Genomic DNA, 20,278 nt, shown 5'->3' on the forward strand with positions numbered 1-20,278 from the left:
AGGCTTAATGTTACTATTATTGTTGCATTATGAAAAGGCTTATTTCCTTTGGGAGCAAATGGAAGTCGTTCTCAGATTATTTCTCCAACTGGAACTTTTCAAAACGATGCAGTTCTTGTTCGATCAATGTTTTATTGGCTTTGGATTTGTTTTTCCCCAGCCAGCTCCATTGCTGAATCAAGAGCTCTTGATTTTGCCGGTCTGCTTTAAGATCAATCACTGTGACCGCCTGATCCCCGATGATCACCGGCAAGGCGAAATAGCCGTACTTGCGTTTTTCTTTCGGGACATAGGCTTCAAAACGGTGGTCGTAATCAAAGAACATGTGAAAGCGCTTGCGCTGAATGACCAGCGGATCAAACGGCGACAGGATGTGGGTCATGTCGTTGGCTTCGGGCATTTCGCTATCAAGTGTCTCGGCTTCGATCCAGAAGGCTTCTTTTTCAAGGCCTTTGATTTGGACTGGGACCAGGCTCCCCTTTTTGACCCGGGCTTCGATGCGCTTCAGGATTTCCTTTTTGAACGGCGCTTTGGCCATATAGGCGGCGGAATCAAGACTGATCACACCTTGGGATCTTAAGGCCCGGTCAATATAGTATTCGCACACTTCAGCCGGTGTTGCGGCCTTGGGGCGTTTGTCCCACGCAAAGTGACGGTCGGTCAGGTCGTACTTTTTCAGCATGCCCTGACGTTCAGCGATGACCAGGTCCCCCCCGTTAAATCCGCATTGCAGGAATTTCTTTGAAGGCTTCTTGCTGGCCCAAGCATGCGTCTTTTCAACCAGCACGTCATCTGTCACGTCGCGAATACTGATCGGGCCTTGTTTTTTGATAGTGGCTAGGATCCCCTTCACGTCTTTTTCAGTGACGGAGGAATACCATTCAGACGGATTGGCCTTGCGACGGTTCATGTCGTTGATGAAGTATTTAAAATCATCAGTGGCGATGTACGCCAGGGCATGGGTCCAATATTCAAAGATCGTCTTATCTTTGCTTTGTGCCTGATGCAGGTGCAAGCGTCTGTAGTCCGGGATGCGTGAAAACAGGATGTGGTGATGTGAGCGCTCGATCACGTTGATGGTGTCGATCTGAACATAGCCCAGGTGTTTGATGGCTTTGACGGTGGCTTTGGGCCCTTGGCCGAAGGGTTTAGGTTCGCAGAGGCCTTGGGATTTCAGCCAGAGGGTGCGTGTTTGGGCTTTGGTGAGGCTTTTCGACATGGATATCTTCTATCATCCCAAAGCCGGGCAGATACACTGTTGGCTCAACGCAAAACTATCACCTCAGGCAACACCGGACGCTTTTTTGCCCCTTCGTTGAGGCTTTGACGGCCGCCACGGGATCAAATCCAATTAATTCGTTCTGTGGCCGGCATATTCATCGCAAATCCCTTGTTCTGAAGAAAGAAAAAAGGGAGTAATTTATGAAAAAGCTAATTCTAGCAGTTCTATTGATGTCTAGCGCTTCTGCATTCGGAGTCTCTAGTGAAAGCCGTCTCCTTGGTTCTTGGTACGGTCTCGGCTTGGAAATGGAATACTCCATCGATGGCACCCTGACGACCAAGTCTGAAATCGACACAGAAAGTATGTCGTGCAAAGAACGCCCCGTGGAGCTCGCAGACCTCAAGAGTCCCGCCGCCAAAGGCACCGAAGTCGTTCTTGACTGCAAAAATACCAATGGAAACAAAGAATCCTATCTCATTAGCTACTACACCTCCGCGAATAATGAGTCTTGTATGACGTTCACCGACGCGAGACCAGCCAACTTCGTCTTCCGACACCTGTTCTGTAGAAAATAGATTCGACTTTCAAACGCTTAAGTCGCGCTCCCTCTGGGGCGCGGCATTTTTAACCACCAGGTCGCGCATCAGAAGTTCGATTTCGGGTTCACTTAATGTTTCCTTTTCAAGAAGTTGGGCGGCCCCTTTTTTGAGAATACTTAAGTTCGCCGCTAATGATTCCCGTGTTCGTAAGGCACACGCCGCCACAATCTGACGAATCTCCTGATCAATCTCTGTGGCGCTTTTTTCGCTGTAGGTGCGGCTTCGATAGCCTGCCCCCGGAACCTCAAGAAAATTTCCCGTGGGCTGTTCAAAAACGATATTCCCCAAAACCTCACTCATCCCATAGCGAGTGACCAACGCTTCAGCGATGTTCGTCACACGCACCAAGTCATCCGAGGCCCCTGTCGAAACTTCTCCAAAAATCAGTTCTTCAGCGACTCGTCCGCCCAAAAGAACACAGATCTTGTCCAACAGTTCCGGCCTAGTCATCAGATACCGATCTTCTGTCGGGCGCTGCATGGTGTACCCTAAAGCCCCCAAACCTCGGGGGATGATTGAAATCTTCTGCACCTTATCCACGCCCGGAAAAAGGCAGGCCATAATGGCATGGCCCATTTCATGGTGAGCCACAATGGCTTTCTCTTTTTCATTCAGCAGACGACTTTTCTTTTCAAGACCTGCCACGATCCTTTCGATCGCCGCAACAAAGTCCTTTTCATTCACAGTTTCGGCCTTGCGACGAGTCGCCACCATCGCCGCCTCGTTGATCAAGTTGGCAATGTCCGCTCCTGTAAACCCTGAAGTCAGATGTGCGAGGTGTTCGACATTCAAAGCCTCATCCGCCTTGATCTTCTTTAAGTGCACCCGCAGAATCTGCTCCCGCCCGGTTCGATCCGGACGATCGACCAAAACCTGGCGGTCAAAACGACCGGCCCGCAAAAGCGCTGGATCCAACACCTCAGGCCGATTCGTGGCGGCCAGAATCACCACGCCCGAGCGAGAATCAAATCCATCCAGCTCGGCCAGCAGCTGATTTAAAGTCTGCTCTTTTTCATCGTGTCCGCCAAAAGAGCCCGCCACGCCGCGAACTTTGCCCAAGGCATCCAACTCATCAATAAATATTATGCAGGGAGCATTCTTTCTTGCCTGTTCAAAAAGATCCCGCACCCTGGCGGCCCCGACCCCGACAAACATTTCTACGAACTCAGAACCGGTGATTGAATAAAACGGAACTTGCGCTTCACCCGCCACCGCTTTGGCCAAAAGAGTCTTCCCTGTCCCCGGAGGCCCCACCAGAAGAATTCCTTTCGGCATTCGCGCCCCCAGGCGACCGAATTCTTGGGGGCTCTTCAAAAACTGGACGACTTCGTACAGTTCCGCCTTGGCCTCTTCCACGCCCGCCACATCCCCGAAAGACACCTTCACGCCGGTTTCGGCATACAACCGGGCGCCACTTTTACCCACGGACATCAATCCGCTCATCCCGCCTTTTTCTGCAAACTTGCGACTGAAATACAAAAAAACCGCCACAAATATCAAAGCAGGAACGACCCAAGACAAAAGATCACGAAAGAAGGTGTTTTCAATTTCTCTGCGATAGGTCACGCCGGCCCCGGACAGCTCCTTGGCAAGTTCGGGCTCGACCCGGTTGGTGACAAAGCTCTTAAACCCATTTTGGGGCTGCTTGAATTCGCCGCGAATGTGGTTTTCTGTCACTATAAGATTTTGCACATCACCTTGCTTCACAAGACTTTCATACTGACTATAAGGAATCTGCTGCACAGTGCGTGAGCCAAACCAAACGCTCTGGAGCCAGAAAATCCCCAGAATCAAAAAGAAGATCCAAAAGAAATTGCGATTGGGTTCATTCAAAACAAAACCCCCACTTGATTTCCATTTTGCGATTTCAACGGCACGAAAACCAGATTTGCATTCGATTTTTGTCAGAGTACTTTGGGGTGTGCAAACGCTCTAGACCTCGGTCCACTACTTTGGCATCACAACCGTCATATCCATGTAAGGACCTCGTGGAACTTCTCCCGGCAGTAAGCCGGCTGGAACCTTATTGGTGCTCGGTCCCAAAGACTTAACGAATCGATACATCGCCCTCAAGTCTTCTTTCGTCATGGCGTTCAAGGCATACCAGGGCATCGGAGGACGGGTCTTAAGCTTCTTGGCGTACTGAACAAACTCAGCCTCACTCATCCCTTGGACTCGTTCTCGCAAATTTGTGGGATAAGTGGTTCCCCAGGGCCCTTTCCAGCCGACTTGATCTCCGATCAACCAATCTTTTTCAGGAACATCTCCATTCTTCATTCCAAAAAATGGAGTATGGCAGTCATTACATCCAATGGTCTTAACAAGATATCGGCCGCGCTGAATTTCATCTTCGCGGGACTTTGCCTGGGACAACCCAGGCAGAGCCAAAAGAGCAAAAACCACCGATGCACATAAGAGTTCTTTTTTCATAAGGTCTCCTTTTTCCAATCCAAAACAGTTTCTTTCACAAATCTTTCAAATGATTTAGGCGGATGATTCAATATCTTCTCTTGTTGAATATAATCAGCCACAGTCGCTTTCAGCCCCTGTCTTTGGAAAAACATATACATCTGCTTCCAGTCGTTCAGGAGCCACTCTGGCAAATAAGATTTGTTGTTTTCATACCATCGTTCCAGATCATCTCCGCCATACTGAATCGGACGCCCCAAGTAATGCCCATACAATTCACAGGTCTGATTTACGGTTAAAGACTCAGGTCCGATCAGGGGAAATATCTGTCCAGAAAGCTCCTCTTTAAAAAGGGCCTGCACCAAAGCGTCGGCAATATCGTTGGCATCGACGCGGCTGAGACCGATATTTCCAAACGGCTGCGGATAAACTCCGTGATCTAAAAGCGATGACTTAAAGAAGTAGTCATTTTGATAGAAATTATTGGGTGAAATCGTCGTCCACTTTAAGCCTGACTTTTCCAACTCCTTTTGAATTGCGATCTTTGAGGCAAAATGAGGTATGGCTGGAGCATCTTCCACCCGATGGATAGACATGAAAACAAGATGCTTCAGACCGGCTGCTTTGGCACTCTGGACGAAACGAACACCGGTTTCAAGTTCCTGGGGACTGGCTGGCGTGATAAGAACTGCCTTTTCGACATTCTTCAATGCGGACAAAACAACATTGGCATTGTCAAAGTTAAATTGAATCTGCCCTGCTTTCTGGGGCTGCCGACAGCCCTCAAGGACTTCAACTTGAGACCGATTTCTCAATTTGGTAACAACTCTAGAACCTATGGTCCCTGTGCTGGCCGTGACTAGAATTTTCATACGAACCTCCGTAAACCACTTTACGGCTGTTGCAAAACTGCGTTTCCTAAATATTTACTAAGATCTTACGAAATAAATCCTAACCTGCTATCTTGGGTCCTATGTTGAATCAAGAATGGTCCGAATTTCTGGAAAATGGTGTCGCAATGACTTTAAGCTGTTGCGACTCGGAACTTAAAAGCAAAGGCGCCAGATGCATCGGGGCCGTCGTTGGTCTGGACCGTAAGACTGTCACATTTTACATTCAGAAGGACTCGGCATTACGAGTTCTGCCCATACTCAAAGAGCAGAGTCATGTGGCAGTTGTTGCCTCCCTTCCTTCCACTTATAAAACGCTCCAGGTGAAAGGAAGATATGTCTCCCATCGCGAAGCCGATGCCAGAGATCGCATCATCCTCGAACGATATCGAGAATTGTTTTTCTCCGAAACCGATAAAGCTGGCGTTCCTTCTTCTTTGATGAGACTGATGGTCAGCTTCCCTAGCATCGCCGTCGACGTCGAGGTCACTCACTTGTTCTTAAGCACTCCGGGCCAACATGCGGGGACTCCGTTATGATCAGCCCATCCAGTTTCAAAAATGCGTTCTTGGGCGTTATCCCATCGACAATTTTGACAGCGTCACCTGAGGGCATTCCGAACGTCGCCTATTTAAGTCAGGTGTATCTGCTCAATGAAACCCAGCTGGGCCTGACCACCCAGTTTTTCAACAAAACCAAAAGCAATATCAGCACAAACCCCCACTGCACCGTGCGAGTTTATGACCCTGACAACTTCTGCGCCTATGAAATCGAAGCGAAATTCAGCCATACCGAATCAGACGGCCCCTTGTTTTCACAACTGGCCAAGAAATTTGATGCGATTGCGGATTACTCTGGCGCTTCTCACTTTTTCAAACTGCAATCGATTGAAGTCCTGAACATTGTAAATATCGAAAAGATTGGCAATGAAGCTTACTCTAGCGAAGAGGCCTCTGTTCCCCTGCCGACACGCCGGACCGCTATTGACCTGGATTCCCTTCAAAGAGTCTGCGAAAGGGTCAGCGAAGCTAAAACCTTGGAAGATCTCTTTGATTCAATTCTAAAGGCCATTGACTGGGAATTTGGACTGAGACACTCCATGATTCTGATGAAGCAGGGCGATACGGACAGGCTCTACACTATTTCAACACGGGGCTATGATCAGTTCGGAGTTGGCTCTGAAGTTAAAATCGGAGAAGGTGTCATTGGCCGAGCCGCCGAGATGAAGGTGCCCTTTGCTCATGCCTCGCTGCCCCGGGAAATCCTGTATGCCCGGGCCACAGCCCCTTCCCCACACCAAAACAGTTCTGATTCAGTCGTACAGTATGCGATCCCTTTGCCGGGGCTGAAGACGTCTTGCAGCCAGATGGCGATCCCGATTGTCTTGCGCGGCGAACTTTTGGGTGTCCTGTTTGCGGAAAGTGAAAACATCTACGAGTTTCGCGACAGCGATGAAAGCATTCTTAAAACACTGAGTCATGTCTTGGCCCTTGCCATTCAGAATCTTCAACTGAGTCACGACTTTGAAATTGTCGATGCTGCTTCACCGGCAGTGGCGGGTCCGAAAGTGCGCCCGTCCAAGGAAAAGTTGATCTTTAGCTATTTCCAAAAAGAGGACTGCATCTTGCTCAATGGGGAATATTTGATACGCAATGTCCCGGCCCGCATTTTATGGAGGATGCTTAAAGAATACCAGATGCAGGGAAAAACCGAGTTCACCAACCGTGAACTCCGAATGGATGCCTGGCTGCAGCTTCCCGAGGTCAAAGACAACCTCGAAACCCGTTTAATTCTGCTGCGCAAGCGGCTGGAGAAAAAGTGCCCGCTGGTTTCTATCATCTCCAGCGGGCGCGGTCGCATTGCTTTGGTTGTTTCGGGGGACATCACTTTGTCAGAAAACTAAGGTCGGCCAAAATAGCCCTAAGGTAGGAAGCACCGAGCTTCCCCTAAGCCCGCCTTGGTGCAGTCACTGCGGTCTTTCTTTTCACAATGCCAGATCTACAAAGCTGTCGGGGTCACGGTTTCAAAGTAGTTGTAGTGAATCAAGTTATCATTGGAGAAGTCGCGAATTTTGATCGCATGCCCGGAAAGATTCCGAGGGCCTGGGCGCTCAGCAAATATTCCTACATACTTCCCACGTAGACGGATAAAAATGCAGCCACAAGGATGAAGATGACAATTATCGCTGTCAGAATATACCTTCCACTGCCTGGCAAAGCGTACAAATCCATCGCAAAGGCTAAGGGATAAATATCTAATGGACCAACGCTCCCCGCCCCCGGAATTTTATGAGAAAGGAATTTCCCAAAACTGTTCAGTTCTTCCCACATCCCAAGCTCATTTTCCCTTTGCAGGAGCGAACGTCCGAGCGAAATATGATCACTAGAAATACTAATCAAACCAGTCTGAACTCTGTGGTAGAAAGACAATTCCTTGTTTTTAACCAGCCCATCTTGTCTCATCGCCACACGAAGAAAATTCAAAAGACGCTGGTGATCTTCTTTTTCTACGTCAGCTAATATCTCCCAGAGGCTATCAGTGGAATGCCCATGTAAGAATTTATTAAGCATCAACCTTTGGCGGAATGTCGCGCCGTAATTTCCAGCAATCACAGAAAACCAAATTCGCTCTTTGCGATGAATGGAATCATCTTCGGCAAGCATCAAGGCCACGACTTTTAGAACTGCGAAATGGTTTTGATTCATACAACCAGCATACAAAAGTCATATCTACTTCACAAACTTTCCCACAAAATAGCGAGGACCAAATCGTAAAAAAATCTTTACAAATGTAATAAATCTGAGCCCAAGTGTCCCATTAATGGAACTCTCTAAATATATTTATAAACATACCGAAGTATACCATCAAGTACGTTTCAAGGAGCAAATGGCTATGACCATAGAAAAGCTAGCAGCCTATTTCACAGTAGTGTCCATTGGCATCACCTTTATATATGGTGCTCCCACACTGCTAGCTATTACCAAAAGTGAAAAATCCACTACCATCGAAAAATCAAAAGTAGTCACTCTCAGCACTCCAAAGACATCCAAAAGAAGTCTGAAGCACAATCCTCAATTGAAGTATCAAAGAACCTTAGCAAATCAAGAAATAGAAACTGCGTCGCCGCCCACTTCTCGCAGCGAGCACGATCAAGCCATCATCGATCGAGTCAGAATGGGATTGAAAAATGGCGAGTACACAAAATAGCTGTTTCCACAGCTGTTAAAGATCTATCAAAACAATGTCTGCTTTATATTTAAGCACGCCTAAACTTTTGGCTAAACAATCCGAAATGTAGCCCACACCAAGGAGCCACGATGTCTAGAGAAACAAAACAAGATAGAATCATTCGCAACCTACTTGATCAAGCAACAGAACATCTGCATGAGCTAAAGAGTTTGGATGCAAATCCAAATACCAAAGAGCTTGATGTCGAACGTTGGGCGCAAAGCTTTCTAAGAAACTGTCTTGGCTACTCTGCTTCAGCGGGTTACGCCATCCGCGCGCAGGAAACAAAGGGCAAAATGCGCCCTGACCTTGTGGTGCTTTATCAAGATAAGCCTATCTTTGTTGTGGAAGTGAAGAAAATGGGGTTTGACCTGAATAAGTCCGACTTCCGTTGCGGTAAAGTTCAACTTAAAGAGTATCTAAGTCTTATAGGTGACGTTCGCTGGGGTATTTTGACCAATGGTTGTGAGTGGAAGCTTTATGATTTCTCCCTGCCTGAATATGGCGGCATTGAGATCGCTAGCTTCGACCTGAAGTCAGACGATGTTATCGAAGTCTCCAAGAAAGCTGTAGAAGAACAGGCTTATGAGTTCTTTGACTTCCATGAGAGCTCCTACACAACCTCCACATGGCCTGAGCTTTCTAAGGAAGCTATGGCCTTTTCTCCTGAGTCTTTGGCGAAAGCCATTTTATCAGTAGATGTAGTTCGGTATGTCGCAAAATATGTTCGCGGAGAACATGAGTTTAAAGCAAATCACGAAATTCTGACCGACCGCCTATACTGGCTACTTGAGCAAGGCCTCAATGACGCCATCAAAGGTTGGAACGACACTAAGGCCGCCGAGATTCACAAGTTTGTGAAGTCTCAAAAACGCGCTTCTCGCAAAACCAAAAGAACACGTAAGTCTGCTGCCGCAGTTGATGACCATGGTCCAACAACGCCGCATATGGATATGCAACCACCAACAACGGCAGAAGCCAGTACGGAAGACAAAACAGCTTCCTAATTCTTTCTGAAGGATCAGCGATGGAAACATGGATCATGTGGTTTGTCTTAGCTGGTTTAGTGCTGGGACTAGAGCTTCTCACTGGCACTTTCTACTTGGTGGTCATCTCAATTGGGATGGCTGCGGCGGGCATCTCCGCCCTACTGGGGGCTAACGTTAGCTTGCAAGCTATCATTGCCGCAGTCATATGGGTGGTTTGCACCCTAATTCTGCGGAAGTCTCGCTTTGGAAAACCTCGTCATGTGCAAAGTGAATCTGATCCCAACGTCAATATCGACATCGGGCAAACAATCAAAGTGGATGCCTGGAGTTCAGAAAACACAGCTCGAGCAACGTATCGTGGCGCCATGTGGGACGTTGAGCTGATCAGCGGAGAAGCTTCCGCTGGCACCTTCGTCATTCGTGAAGTTCGTGGTAATCGACTTTTTGTAGCAAAACCTTAATGGGAGACATCTTAGATGGACCTGCAGTTCTTTACTCTAATTTCAGTTGTGATTCTTGTGGTAGCCGTAATCTTTGTACTTAAGACCGTTTACGTCGTCCCTCAGCAACATGCTTGGATCGTCGAACGCCTCGGCAAATACCATACGACGATGGGGCCAGGGTTGCATATCGTTGTCCCCTTCATTGACCGAGTTGGATATAAGCATGAGCTGAAGGAGATTCCTTTAGATGTACCTCCTCAAGTTTGCATTACCAAAGACAACACCCAATTGCAGGTTGATGGTATTCTATACTTCCAGGTGACCGATCCAATGCGCGCTTCATATGGTTCTTCAAACTATATTGCCGCGATCACGCAGCTTGCACAGACCACTTTGCGTTCTGTGATTGGTAAAATGGAGCTGGATAAGACCTTCGAAGAACGTGATCACATCAATACGACAATCGTGAACGCAATTGACGAATCCGCCGCCAACTGGGGCGTCAAGGTTCTGCGCTATGAAATCAAAGATTTAACGCCACCAAAAGAAATTCTTCATGCGATGCAGGCCCAAATCACGGCCGAGCGTGAAAAGCGCGCCCTGATTGCGGCGTCTGAAGGTCGCAAGCAAGAACAGATCAATCTTGCTTCGGGTGAAAGAGAAGCCGCCATTGCTAAGTCTGAAGGTGAAAAACAGGCCTCAATCAATAGAGCCGAAGGTCAGGCGGCTGCGATCCTAGCAATTGCGGAAGCCAGCGCTGAGGCCCTAAGAAAGACGGCCGCGGCAATCCGAGAGCCTGGTGGTGCGGATGCGGTTAGTTTGAAGGTGGCTGAGCAGTATGTGAATGCATTTGGTGAGTTGGCTGCTACCAACAACTCAATTATCGTTCCGGCGAATTTGAGTGATATGAGTGGGTTGATTGCTAGCGCGATGCAGATTGTGAAAACGCAAAAATAAACACATGGGGCTTTGCGGCCCCTCTTCTTTGCCGGAGCACCATGAAGCGCGCCTATTACTCCAATGATATTTCTCGATTCCTTGTCGATGCCCCATCCAGCATCCTTGGATTACTGAGCAAAGCACATGATTTTACCTTAGAAGAACAGCAAAAGAATGCCTGGGTAAAGCAGATCGAGATTCTCCAGACTTCTCTTCAGGGAATACCTGGGCACGTCTATTTTGAATATTCTATCCCTCGTGTCGGCAAACGTGTTGACCTGATAGTCATCTCTGGAAATGCTCTATTTTCAATTGAATTTAAGGTTGGTTCTAGTCAATTTGATTCATATGCTGCCGATCAAGCAATGGACTATGCACTTGACCTAAAGAACTTCCACGAAGGAAGTCATCAAATAGACATCTTTCCCGTACTGGTCGCGACAGAAGCAACCCATACTGAAGCCTTGCCCTCTCGCTTTGATGATGGCGTTTGGTCTTTAACTAGGACAAATTCTCAAAATCTATCCACTCATCTGCAGGCTCTCAAAACGAATGCAAAAGGACCTGAGATTGATCTTTTGAAATGGGACGCCTCAGGGTACAAGCCAACTCCGACAATCGTTGAAGCGGCAAAAGCCCTTTACTCAGGTCACCAGGTTGAAGAAATTAGTCGTTCCGATGCCGGCGCTACCAACTTGTCCATTACCTCTGCGGCATTAAAAAAGATTATTGACGAATCGATCTCGCAGAAAAAGAAAACTATTTGCCTTGTTACTGGCGTCCCTGGTGCGGGGAAGACACTAGTCGGCCTTGACCTAGCAACTTCATGGAATAATCCAGTTGCAAACCAACATGCGGTTCTTTTGTCTGGCAATGGTCCTTTAGTAGAAATTCTCCAAGAAGCATTAGCAAAAGACGAGGCAAATAGGTCCAAAGCTTCAAGCCCCGTTAAACTTAGTGCTGCCCGTGCAAAGGCAAAGTCATTTATACAAAACATTCACCACTTCCGAGATGAAGGTCTTCGAACCGATGCTCCTCCACCCGAAAAAGTAGTTATTTTTGATGAAGCGCAGAGAGCTTGGAACAAAACACAAACCACCAAGTTCATGAAGACGAAGAAAGGTGTAGCAGACTTTGATCACTCAGAACCTGAATATCTCATTAAACTTATGGATCGCCACGCGGACTGGGCTGTAATCATCTGCCTTGTCGGCGGTGGCCAAGAAATCAATACAGGTGAAGCTGGTATCTCTGAGTGGTTGGATGCAATTCACAACAAATTTCCCCACTGGCAAGTGTGCCTCCCGTCAACTACCTCATCGGCCGACATTCCAAATATCGAGAAATTTGTTCAAGCCTTCAGTAGTCGCCATCACGTCGACAAAAACCTTCACCTTACGGCATCAGTTAGATCGTTTAGATCCGAACGAGTTTCTGACTTCATGTCAGCCCTTCTTGATAAGGACATCGACAAGGCCAAGGCTCTCTATTCCGAAATCAAAGAAAAGTACCCGATCAAGCTGACACGAAGCCTTGAGGAAGCAAAGCTTTGGCTGAAAGAGAAGTCTCGTGGCAATGAGCGGTATGGCATTTTGGCCTCTTCGGGTGCTGGGAGACTCAAAGCCCACGGCTTGGACGTAAAATCTCGTATAGAGCCAGTTAATTGGTTTCTGAACGATAAGAAGGATGTCAGATCTTCATTCTTCATGGAAGACGTTGCAACCGAGTTTCATGTGCAAGGCCTGGAGCTAGATTGGACGTGCGTTGCATGGGATATCGACTTTATTCTGTCCTTAAAAAAAGAGACTAAGTTCCGCAGTTTTGCGGGTACAAAATGGAACAACATCAAAAGCAGTACTGATCAGTCCTACTTAAAAAACAAGTACCGCGTGCTATTGACTAGGGCGAGACAAGGATTGGTTCTCTTTGTGCCGAAGGGGGATCCCCATGATGGCACTCGCCCCCCTGGAGACTATGAAGAGCTCTTCTCCTATTTACAGTATATCCTTAATGACTAGCTGCTTACATGGGACATTGAGAGCTTTCGGAAACTATCAGAACAAACAACTGGGGTGAACTTCGACATCCCCCTAATTTCAGCTAGTTAGACTTGAATTAACCATCTAGTTGCACCCAGATTCATAGCCTAAGGATTCATCCCCTGCTTTTTCTGATATTCTCCCAGCTCAGGCTCCTTTAAATTGGTCTGAAATTTCATAATCAAATTTCTCAGCCTTTTCTCGAGGGCATTCTGATAGGTGCCCGCTATCTCGTCCTTCAGTTTGAACTCTGGGTCTTCTTCCCGGCTAAAACGCTCAGCACCCACAAGAGAATCCATATAAATACTAGTAACTTCTGACGCCTTAACCGCAATGCTGATTTTACTAGAATCCCCGACTTTACTTAGCTCCCTTGGCCCCATATGAAAAGAGCTTTGAATTAGGGTTATGAGATGCTCAGCTTTGACCATATCGTCGGAAAACTCTCTATGAGCTAATTTATTCCTGATTCCATTGAGCTCCCTCAACAATCTAAATAAAGGAAGCTTGTCGTGATCCGGAGTCACACTCTCCAACAACAACAGTTTTTCACTAAAGCCCATTTTCGTTTTTGATTCGATATAATGCTTAACTTGCGGGCATAAGCTTAGAATTAGCCTCTCCATGTTGATTTCAATTCTATTCTGGTAAAATAGAAACTGCCCAAGTGCTCTGCTTAGCTCATCAGATGGTCCGGGCCTTTCAACAGCTCCCTTGATTCGATCCAAAGCTTTTTGCACCAACTTATTTTGATCTTCCATGCTCGTGCCTTTCAAAATAGTTCCGTAATTGCGAACTCCATTTTATATTACATTCCTAAATTGTTTCGAGCTTTTTAATGGCGATCACTTTAAATTCTATCTCACAGGGTAGTAAATCGAGCACATCTGTAGGCCCCTGTATATCTACACCTGCCAGGCGAAAATAGTGCTGAAAGCTTTTAGTATTCTCCCAACCACCAAGCTTCATTGTTGTTACAATGTCCAAGCCACCGACGAGGCACTGCACCGCAAAACAAGCTCGCGTTGCATGAAAAGTAATCTCAGGAAGTCCCAACGCCTGACAAAAGCTCCGAGACACTTTAGATGCGTCTCCACGCCTCCACGACGTTATCCTAGGGAGAACATAGCCCGTCGATGCGGTCTTCAATTTTAACTCTTTTAAGAGCATTTCGAGCGCGGCATTAATAGGGATCTGCCTGGAATGTTTGGTTTTGGTCGATTTGTCGCATCCGAGCCTACTTGAGAATGAAATATCAGTCCATCGAAGCGCCCACAACTCCCCTGATCTACACCCCGTACTAACTGCCACCGCCCACAAATAATAATATTCGTGACCGATTTCTCGTGCTTTTCCTAAAAAGAGTTTTATTTCGTCACGATTAAGTATGGGCTGCATCTTAGTTTCAACCTTGGGAATTGCCACCCCTCGTCCTGGGCTTTCAACATGGGCAGGAATAATGCGTTCTAACTGGGTCCAGTCGAACAGTGTATTCACGGCGCTGCGAACAGACTTCATCCGTCCTTTCGACAACCCTTTCTTCTCCATTTCGTTAAAGATCAACCTCATCGACATTGGACGTAATTGTTCGACAGGAAATTGCATCCAAGTTTTGGTTTGCATCTGAAGGGCATTATAAATGTCCCGCTTGCTCAAGCTTTGTTCATAGGGGCCATTCATTAAAACATCCTTGCTCCAACGCGACAAAATATCGCGCCAAACAAGTCCGTTTCGTTCTTTTTCAAGACGTTGAGCTTCCGCTTCTTTTTTAAGCTTTTCGTATTCGCGCTTAGCTTCTACATTTGTTACAGCTCCAAGATCTCGCTGCAATCGAACATTAGCTCTAGCGATGCGACTTCGAGAGGTAAATTGAATCTTGAAACATACCTGCCCATCTCTTTGATATACTCTAATTGCCATGTGGTCTCCTTTGTCTAGACAGACCGGAGTTCATCCAACCATTCGAATATCAAAGAACGGACCTTTTTTTCCCACAATTACCCCAAAGTGGTAACCATTTCATTTGCTAGCCTCTTTTAAAACCGATACTTTTCATATGCCACAGGAGGACCTCGTGATCGAAGAAATGTTTTTACCCCTATATCTCCATTACGACCATGGCTTTACCGCAATGGCTGGCTCATTTGAGCGCATAGCCAAAGAATCAATCAAAGAAAAAAGTGGTGATTTCAATCGCCACCTCCCCATTGCTTTTAAAAGGCGCGATTGTTATTTTAAATAAAAGGTTAAACTTAACAGACGGCAAAGAAGACTCGATTTGCTCTATTTCAAAGGGGGCCGATCGAATTTCATTTAAAAAGGTTCACTCTCTAAGCCAGCTCTTCGAACATTTCCGAGATTTAGTAATCACACACCAAAGTCAGCTAAGAGATATCGCAAAAACCGATTGGACGAAAATCCCTGAGCATATCGAGATAGATATTAAACTCGTTGAACAGGTTGACCGAACATCCACTTTCTTTCGCTATCCAGATCCTATGTCGCCAACAGGCGACAAGGTAAAATCTGGTATGCAAGAAAGAAATCCAGAAATACGTCCACCAAAGCCCACAATTTCTTTATTTGTCGATAGTCCTCATGGAAATAAAATGTATTCTTTGGATCATCAACCCATGAATGATGTAGTCCAAGCTCTCTTCAGACTAGCAGAAACACTAGCTGGCGCCGCCCTTGGTCTTCGCCACGAAATAGGTGAAAATCGTCTGCGTTAAGTGCGCCAACGATTAAAACATCGAGGCAATTGCTAACCAAAGAGCTTCAATTATCTTCTCCCAAAACTTCGCTATAAGACCAAGGCAAATGAAAGATAGGAGATAAAGAAGCAACACCTTCTTCCAATCGAGCTTGGAGTCCCCGAACCTTTTCCTTGGGTAAAAGATCAATCCCGAAGGATAACAACTAATAACATGCTTATCATGAGCGGTTGTAACAAAACCGTGCTTCTCTAAAAGATCATGGGTATCGACCTTCCATGAGTGCAACCTTGAGAAACTATCCTTCAAATACGTCCCAGTCTCCGGTCTAAGATAGTCAACTATCTTGTCAAAAAATAAAACGCCGAATATCTCGATACCATCCGACCTCACCACATCATACTTAAGATGAATATTTTCAAAATTCGTTGAAATTTGTTTTTGTCGCTCAGCCTCATCTTCAGCAAAGGTTGGCTCTACATCAATAACTTTTCTAATCTTTTGAAGCTTCAACTTTCGAAGCCTCAAAGCCCCCAACTCATCGAAAATATCATTAAATCGACGCTCCAAAAGATCTTCATACACTTTGAAGTTAGAAAGATCGGGTGAAAGATAGTTCACTCTCAATAGTTTCTCAAGATCGTCAAAAAAAGAATTAATTTCTTTTTCCAAAGATTGCTTACTACCGCTCGCAATATCATAAGTAGAGCCCAGTTCCTCCATTGAGTTGCGAATTTGTACGAGGCCAACAAGGGCTAAAGTGACTACTGCGGCCCTGTCAGACATTGAATACTTATCAATAGATTTGTATAAAAAAAGCAGACTATATCCTGTAACCAGATCGATACTTGGAAGATTTTTAGTTTTAAATTCTTTGTGAAGCTCAATATCTTCGCGAACGAAACGATATAAATTTTGATTTATACCTTCTCTTTTATCAGGAACAATACCTAAGATGTGTTTCGCATTCTGAAGAATTTCGTAATTCACAAACATCACAGATGAAGTGCCCTGTCTTAAGCGGACTTTACGATGACGCTTATACAGATCTCTAAAAATAGAATAACAGTAGAAGTTTACAAGATCCGCACTCTTATTCGCCTCTCCTTTCATAATCCAAGATCCGTAGCGCTTAATACTACTAATTTTAGAGGCAACATCTGATGGCTTTTTGTTAAAAAAGCTAGCTTTGCTACTATCCTGCAACGTATTTAAGAATTCCCACCCGCCTAGTCCATATGAAAATGATTTTGCATCATTAACGCCACAAGCAGCATTGAACTCCATTATGCGGCGACCAGGTAAGATAGATTTTTTTCGGTTTACAACCTTAACAACAGACTCATTCTTAAAGGTATATGTTCCATTGATAGTATCCTTCAACACTTGACTTACATCTAATGGAATTATCTTGGTGGTGTTTCTATCTCGAGCCAGCCCTAGGTTCTTGGCAGACAATATAAGATCGACCAGACGATCTTGATCTTGAAACAGAAATAGCTCTGCACCCAGAATATCATCGAAACTGTTGGATGAATCGAGGTATGAAGACAGATCATCTATATCAATTTTAGGAAATTTGTAAACAAGTGCAATTTCCTTAGTCTTCTCATCTATATGAAGCATTACCTCACCAAGCTTACTAAGTGAGTTAAGTTTTTTTGCAGCAAAAATCATTTTCTTATTTGAAATACCAGGAAAATTTACGAGATTCGGAAAAGAGATAGTATAATAGTTTTCGCCATCACCAATGATTTTCATTGAGTTGACCTTATTCACAATCTCGATGCGATCAGGCTCTCGTTTCGTCATTTCAAATATCATTTTTTTGAGAAGTGCTGTATGCCCCTGGATGAAGTCATCTTCTTGCCTGCTAACTAGTTTTTGATCTAAAAAAGAATCAAAATCTGCCCAGAAAACTTCTTTCACCGGATGAATGCTATAATCGTAGGCTACTTTAAAAAATGCATAACGTTCAGGCATACTCAACCCGTCATGCATTTTAATAATCTGATCAACAAAGTATTTTACTTGAAAGTTAAATATTGTTCCTGACTCAACACAAATCTTTCTGAAACCATCAGGAGAAATTTCCATTTGCTGCAAATCTCGTACTATTCCTGCAAGATTTTTATGACCGACATCTGCACCGACTCCCCATATCTTTTCATCAAACACTCGATTATCGTCAACCAAGTACTCGATCTCTTTTAGAAGCATATCAAAGAGAAGAGATTTATGCGATGAGCCGCTCAAATCAACCTTCAAAATCTCGGTCCCGATAGCTTTGACGCGTGCGGACCCATCCAAACAAAGTTCTCTCACCAATAAACTTAGAATATTCTCCTGACAATCTTTACGTCCGTTCATATAAAGTTTGAGAAATAGCTCTTTCAGCTCTCCTATTTCCTCGTGCAAAGAAATTACAAACCCCAATAGTAGCCCGCTAAGACTAGTCCGCAATTTATGAGATAAAATAGGACTTTCTAAGAATTTACAAATCACACTGCCAAGACTGAGAATCTCTTCTTTAAAATTTACTCCATCCATGACGAGCTCAGGTATGCGCCACTGCATAGCTGATATGTCTCTCTCTAAATCCTTTATATTTACCCCGGAATCACCAGATAAATACTTTTTTAACCGCGAATCAAACAGACGCGTAATAACTCTTAAGAGTTCTCGCTTTTCATCGGGATCAACCTTGCTTAACTCGGACTCAAATCGAACTTGATACTTATAAAGGTCATTATCTAATTGATTCTGTCTATACTCTTCTATCTCGAATAACGATACTTTTTCAGATCCATCTTCTTTATGAAAAGAAACTTCAAATTTCTCCTCCAGCTCATTCAAAAGACCTTGAATGCGAGAGAGAACACTATGATCTTTAATAAAAAAATGAAAGTCGTCGCAGTATCTCACCATCTGAAAGTCATTCGGCGAAACTGAGTTTGAAATTTGAGCATCTATCTTAAGGAGAAGTCTCGAAGCAATCACATGCGCTATCAAAGGTCCTTGAGGCAAACCTGTATCGCGAGCTACCGCGGCTCCATCTCTGTAGTTCTTTAAGGAAGCTTTGGACGTCGACGACACAACGTCAATAATTCTAGCGTCTTTAAATATTTCGCCTATTAGTCGTTTTGCGTGCTCACTCGTAATTTTAGGATAAAAACTCTTCAGATCCGTTGACAGCACAAGCGCGTGCGGCGTTGTTTCTGCTATAGATTTCAAGGTATTTCTAAAATCTGAATATTCAGCTCTCCACGATCCAATTAGAGCTTTCCCCGAAGTATCACTCTGCTGATATCCGAATGAATGGACACTCGGATTTTTAATATTCTCTACTTTAAATTTTTTATTATTTCTCAACCCTTTTTCACAAAACAGACTACTTAGTAATTCAGTTTCAAACCCAACACGAACCAGATCTCTTTGGGCATTCTCTTGTTTTAACACTTTAATCAAAAGACCGGTGGATTCTGGAATTGCCAGACGTCGGAGATAATCTGACACACCGATCGCAAAGAGATCGACCTGATCAAGAAATTGCTTAGCATTAGTCCAGTCGAAAAAATCAGTAGTTGTAGTATGATAATTCAAAAGCTTAACTGCTACATTTTTGATATTTTCGGAAGATGCGAGATGATCCCACGAATCCACATCTGACGATCTTTTTGATAAGTATCCTGGGTATTGAATCTCAGATTTTGTTTTACCTTTATATCTATCGCAAAGCTCTTTACAGATTCCCTTTTCGTGCAACATTTCGCATGTTCCAACGAAATTTAGCCCATCAATCTTTTCTTGAGTTATTGTCCTTTTGTACTTTTCGGTTTTTGACAAAATCTCATGCACCAATTTGTCTCGCAAATCGGAATCTTTCAGAGCTGACGCCAAAGCCAACCTCTCATTATGATCAGCATCGTGCGTTGATATAATTTTCGAGCCTAACTGACGTAAAGCGCGACATGAGTAGTATGATACGTACGCATTCGTATCATTGCTTTTCGATATGCGAGATTTTTTTATCGTTCTCTTCTTTCGCTCTCTTTCAACTCCAACATCTTCGTTCTCTACGGAAAGATTACCTAGTAGCTGACTTAGAAACTCATTTTTTCCGTCCGATATTTCAAATCTTGAGTAAAATTCCGTCGTGACAGGCTGAGACCGCTTTGCCAGAGTAAGAATATTTGACAGCCCCGCACCCAAGTCATTGAGAGTTAAGGGTGTCTTATAAAGACCCGACTTATTATTGATAGAATATTCTGCACGCATCATTCGATGAGTTCCAAATATGGAATCATCCAGGTATTCAGACATGCTAGGAACAAGTTCGGAAAATATCTTCTTTACTAGATCTTTTTGTTGCTTAGGTGGGAACAAATCGGAATCTGGAATAAATCCAAAAATTGCCTTCGTATTAAGTAGAATATGAAAGCCTTTGCTTCCGCTAAAAGCTACAGAAAAATCTTTATCGAAGGTTAGACCTTTCTCAATAAATTCTTTTACGATCGCTATCGTAACGGTCAAAGATGCCTCTAGGTCCTTTGAGTCAATATCGATAAAAAGAAACGGGTAAAGCGTCTTATTGCCATCATAAAGCTGTATCGAATAATAAAATGCCTTTTTTCTCTGTCTAGCTTGCTCAGATAAGTTCAATAGATAGCTAACTTCACTCTGGTTCAATTTTGACCAAACTTCATTGCCTTCCGCTCTTACGTGCGATGTCTGAAAAATAAATCTCATCTGCTGCCCTTCAAAGTGAGTTATAACTTTTCGGACAAAATAAACAAAAGTTTACTA

The 20,278-nt window shown here is 44.7% G+C and carries 17 protein-coding genes; 9 read left to right on the forward strand and 8 right to left on the reverse strand.

What is annotated here, in order from left to right; all coding sequences use genetic code 11:
- Window positions 1-76: 76 nt before the first annotated feature.
- The gene (locus BD_RS12170) at window positions 77-1,219 is read right to left on the reverse strand and encodes a winged helix-turn-helix domain-containing protein (protein ID WP_011165059.1); all 1,143 of its coding nucleotides are present in this window, start codon (window positions 1,217-1,219) and stop codon (window positions 77-79) included.
- A 203-nt stretch (window positions 1,220-1,422) separates the two neighbouring features.
- Between BD_RS12170 and BD_RS12175 the strand changes: the two genes are divergently transcribed.
- The gene (locus tag BD_RS12175) at window positions 1,423-1,797 is read left to right on the forward strand and encodes a hypothetical protein (RefSeq protein ID WP_041583590.1); all 375 of its coding nucleotides are present in this window, start codon (window positions 1,423-1,425) and stop codon (window positions 1,795-1,797) included.
- 9 nt (window positions 1,798-1,806) lie between these two features.
- Here the strand turns inward: BD_RS12175 and ftsH are convergent, their stop codons facing one another.
- The 3 genes from ftsH to BD_RS12190 all read right to left on the reverse strand — a co-directional run bounded on the left by ftsH (window position 1,807) and on the right by BD_RS12190 (window position 5,102).
- The gene (gene ftsH, locus BD_RS12180; protein WP_011165061.1) at window positions 1,807-3,654 is read right to left on the reverse strand and encodes an ATP-dependent zinc metalloprotease FtsH; all 1,848 of its coding nucleotides are present in this window, start codon (window positions 3,652-3,654) and stop codon (window positions 1,807-1,809) included.
- 114 nt (window positions 3,655-3,768) lie between these two features.
- Entirely contained in the window at window positions 3,769-4,251 is a 483-nt protein-coding gene (locus BD_RS12185; RefSeq protein WP_011165062.1) for a hypothetical protein, read from the reverse strand.
- Entirely contained in the window at window positions 4,248-5,102 is an 855-nt protein-coding gene (locus BD_RS12190) for an SDR family oxidoreductase (RefSeq protein WP_011165063.1), read from the reverse strand. The genes BD_RS12185 and BD_RS12190 overlap by 4 nt, the downstream gene beginning before the upstream one ends.
- Window positions 5,103-5,203: 101 nt before the next feature.
- Between BD_RS12190 and BD_RS12195 the strand changes: the two genes are divergently transcribed.
- Together BD_RS12195 and BD_RS12200 are read left to right on the forward strand one after the other, a co-directional pair.
- Window positions 5,204-5,659: a hypothetical protein gene (locus tag BD_RS12195; RefSeq protein WP_038449902.1), complete on the forward strand. Its 456-nt coding sequence runs from the start codon at window positions 5,204-5,206 to the stop codon at window positions 5,657-5,659.
- Entirely contained in the window at window positions 5,656-7,023 is a 1,368-nt protein-coding gene (locus tag BD_RS12200; RefSeq protein ID WP_011165065.1) for a GAF domain-containing protein, read from the forward strand. Before BD_RS12195 ends, BD_RS12200 begins: the two co-directional genes overlap by 4 nt.
- A gap of 220 nt (window positions 7,024-7,243) precedes the next feature.
- Here the strand turns inward: BD_RS12200 and BD_RS12205 are convergent, their stop codons facing one another.
- Window positions 7,244-7,825 carry a hypothetical protein gene (locus BD_RS12205; protein WP_041583591.1) on the reverse strand — a complete coding sequence of 194 codons (582 nt, stop codon included), beginning with the start codon at window positions 7,823-7,825 and terminating at the stop codon, window positions 7,244-7,246.
- Between the two features lie 115 nt (window positions 7,826-7,940).
- On the opposite strand from BD_RS12205, the gene BD_RS12210 reads away from it, so the two are divergent.
- From BD_RS12210 to BD_RS12230, 5 genes are all read left to right on the forward strand, one after another.
- Entirely contained in the window at window positions 7,941-8,327 is a 387-nt protein-coding gene (locus tag BD_RS12210) for a hypothetical protein (protein ID WP_157865708.1), read from the forward strand.
- A 110-nt stretch (window positions 8,328-8,437) separates the two neighbouring features.
- Window positions 8,438-9,355 carry a type I restriction endonuclease gene (locus tag BD_RS12215; RefSeq protein ID WP_011165067.1) on the forward strand — a complete coding sequence of 306 codons (918 nt, stop codon included), beginning with the start codon at window positions 8,438-8,440 and terminating at the stop codon, window positions 9,353-9,355.
- 20 nt (window positions 9,356-9,375) lie between these two features.
- Complete coding sequence (locus tag BD_RS12220; RefSeq protein ID WP_011165068.1) at window positions 9,376-9,798, forward strand: NfeD family protein; 423 nt, start codon at window positions 9,376-9,378, stop codon at window positions 9,796-9,798.
- A 15-nt stretch (window positions 9,799-9,813) separates the two neighbouring features.
- Complete coding sequence (locus BD_RS12225; protein WP_011165069.1) at window positions 9,814-10,737, forward strand: SPFH domain-containing protein; 924 nt, start codon at window positions 9,814-9,816, stop codon at window positions 10,735-10,737.
- Between the two features lie 41 nt (window positions 10,738-10,778).
- Window positions 10,779-12,737 (forward strand): DUF2075 domain-containing protein, encoded by a 1,959-nt coding sequence (locus BD_RS12230; protein WP_011165070.1) that lies wholly within the window; start codon window positions 10,779-10,781, stop codon window positions 12,735-12,737.
- 128 nt (window positions 12,738-12,865) lie between these two features.
- On the opposite strand, the gene BD_RS12235 is transcribed toward BD_RS12230, so the two are convergent.
- On the reverse strand, window positions 12,866-13,519 hold the full coding sequence (locus tag BD_RS12235; RefSeq protein WP_041583593.1) for a hypothetical protein: 654 nt from the start codon (window positions 13,517-13,519) through the stop codon (window positions 12,866-12,868).
- Between the two features lie 55 nt (window positions 13,520-13,574).
- A complete protein-coding gene (locus BD_RS12240) occupies window positions 13,575-14,678 on the reverse strand; it encodes a tyrosine-type recombinase/integrase (RefSeq protein ID WP_011165072.1) in 1,104 nt (367 codons plus the stop codon).
- A gap of 263 nt (window positions 14,679-14,941) precedes the next feature.
- Between BD_RS12240 and BD_RS12245 the strand changes: the two genes are divergently transcribed.
- Window positions 14,942-15,490, forward strand: coding sequence for a hypothetical protein (locus BD_RS12245; protein ID WP_041583594.1), 549 nt, complete (start codon window positions 14,942-14,944; stop codon window positions 15,488-15,490).
- Between the two features lie 12 nt (window positions 15,491-15,502).
- Here the strand turns inward: BD_RS12245 and BD_RS12250 are convergent, their stop codons facing one another.
- A complete protein-coding gene (locus BD_RS12250; RefSeq protein WP_011165074.1) occupies window positions 15,503-20,221 on the reverse strand; it encodes a DNA primase small subunit domain-containing protein in 4,719 nt (1,572 codons plus the stop codon).
- Between the last annotated feature and the right edge of the window lie 57 nt (window positions 20,222-20,278).

It is taken from the genome of Bdellovibrio bacteriovorus HD100 (assembly GCF_000196175.1).
Lineage (GTDB): Bacteria > Bdellovibrionota > Bdellovibrionia > Bdellovibrionales > Bdellovibrionaceae > Bdellovibrio > Bdellovibrio bacteriovorus.